This is a genomic window from Bradyrhizobium sp., from assembly GCF_016462955.1.
In the GTDB taxonomy this organism is placed as follows: domain Bacteria; phylum Pseudomonadota; class Alphaproteobacteria; order Rhizobiales; family Xanthobacteraceae; genus Bradyrhizobium.
On record NZ_JAEMSD010000467.1, the window covers coordinates 948 to 2,682 of the forward strand.

The 1,735-nt window shown below is 64.0% G+C and carries 1 protein-coding gene and 1 pseudogene; both read right to left on the reverse strand.

All coding sequences use genetic code 11. The features are described from left to right. The coding region (locus tag JHD07_RS31820; protein ID WP_366865558.1) for a tetratricopeptide repeat protein at positions 1 to 259 on the reverse strand (259 nt) is incomplete at its 3' end. A 117-nt stretch (positions 260 to 376) separates the two neighbouring features. Continuing rightward, positions 377 to 1,735, reverse strand: a pseudogene (locus tag JHD07_RS31825) (acetylglucosamine transferase); the annotation flags it as partial.

Here is a 1,735-nt window from a genome sequence, read left to right on the forward strand (position 1 = left end):
GCGCGGTCGCACGTTCGAGCAGTTGCTGCGCCTCGTCGAGGCGGCCGCCCTGCTGCACGCTCAGGCCAAGAAAATGCGTCGCGTCGAAATGATCCGGAACGGCCTGCACGATCTGGCGGCAGAGCGCCTCGGTCTCGGCATATCGGCCCTGCCCATAGGCGCTCGCGGCGGCGGCAATGACGGCGTCGGCCTGCTTCTTCAATTTTTTCTGCAACCGCGCATTCTGGAATGCGCGCGCGCCGGCGCCGCTGCTCTGCAAGGTGTCTCTCCGGAAGATGGCCCGCGGCGAGTCTAACTGATTCGCGCACCGGCCCGGCCGGGGTCCGGGACCAGAAATGCGTCCGTGATGTCCCGGGGCTCGCGTGAAGGAGCGGGTTCAGGCATCGCTGCGTGCGTCCGCCACACTGACCGCAGCCTCGCCGCCCTCAGCGGCCGCGACACAATAGTCACGCCAGAACTTGCGGTAACCGGCTTCGAGCTCCCGCGTGTAGATCTCGACATTACCGGCGGGCGAGGCTGCGATCTGAGCCGGCAGACCGGCCCGCAACTTCGCCAGACGTTCGGGCTGCGAGGCAAACTTGCGCGCGATCTCGACATAGCCATCGTCATCCTCGGCGACCCAGTCGCCGAGTCCGACGGCCGTCACGATGGAGGCGCCGGCACGCGAGGAGGCTCCAATGCCGAGCTTGGCGACGACGGGAACACCCTTGTAGAGGGATTCCCAGGTGCTGATGCCGCCGTTTTGCGGGAACGTGTCGAGGGAGATATCGATCTTGTCGAACGCCCTCAGATGGTCGTCGCGCGAAGTGGTGCCGAGACAGGTGATGTTCTCCTCGGCAATACCTTGCGCGATGAAGCGGGCCATCAGGCTGTCGCGCAGCAGGGCATCATCAAGCAAACCATGCTTGAGGATGATCTTCGATCCCGGCACCTCCCGCATGATGCGCGACCACACGCGGATTGCGTCATCCGAGATCTTGTAGATGCGGTTGAACACGCCGAAGGTGACGTAGCCGTTGTGCAGCATCGGCAGCGCGGAGGGCTGCAAATTGGTGACCGGCTCCATCGTGATCAGGCACGGCAGGTCGTGGATCTTCTCGGCAAACAAGTGGCGGACCGACGGCGGTATGAAGATAGGATCGGCGAGCACGTAGTCCATGGTCGGCATGCCCGTGCCCGTCGCGTGGCCGAAGCCGGTGGCCTGGATCGGAGCCGGCTTCCGCGCGAAAGCCTGCAGCCTGTTGCCGGTCGTGTGGCCCGACACGTCGATCAGGATGTCGACATTGTCGGCCTGGATGCGGTCGGCAAGCTCGTCGTCCGAGAGCCCCCAGGCGTTGACCCAGACATCCGCCAGCTGCTTGAACTTGGCGGTGTACTCGTCTTCTCCCGGCCAGGAATAATAGCAGATGATCTCAAACTTGGCGTGATCATGGTTGCGCAGCACCGGCAGCAGGGTGAGTCCCGCCGAGTGCTGCCGGAATTCGGCGGCGACATAGCCGACCACGATCCGCTTCTCCGGATCGAGCGGCCGCCTGGGCAGCGTCCGTTGCGGCAGCTTGGAGCCGATCTGATCCCACCAGGTTTTTCGTATTGCCTGCTGGACGACGAAATCGGCCTCGGCGCGGTAGTCCTCCAGGAAGATCTTGCCTCTGATCGCATCCCCATAGTCCGGCCGTATCGCCAGCGCGCGATCGAGATATTCGATGGCGGCGTCCATGTCGCCCTGGGTTGAAAA